Source organism: Limosilactobacillus coleohominis (assembly GCF_016901675.1).
GTDB lineage: Bacteria > Bacillota > Bacilli > Lactobacillales > Lactobacillaceae > Limosilactobacillus > Limosilactobacillus intestinavium.
Genome location: NZ_JACJKU010000235.1, coordinates 1 through 206 on the forward strand (window position 1 = coordinate 1; position 206 = coordinate 206).

Genomic DNA, 206 nt, shown 5'->3' on the forward strand with positions numbered 1-206 from the left:
TAGCTTTAAGTATCATTTGAGTAACGGCCCTATTGAGGGAACTAACAACAAAATTAAGGTTATTAAGCGAACGGCTTATGGTTTCAGAAATTTTTATCATTTTAGAATTAGAATATTGATTGCATTAAAAAACTCTCACTTAACAGTTAGTTCTAATTGCAAAACAAAAAACAGCCCAAGCAAAATGACTGCTTGAACTGTAAATT

Annotated in this window: 1 protein-coding gene; it reads left to right on the forward strand. The window is 30.6% G+C overall.

Going from position 1 to position 206, the window contains the following annotated elements:
- Positions 1-196: transposase (locus H5975_RS08655; RefSeq protein ID WP_204785661.1), on the forward strand; the 196-nt coding region annotated here is incomplete at its 5' end.
- Positions 197-206: the final 10 nt, after the last annotated feature.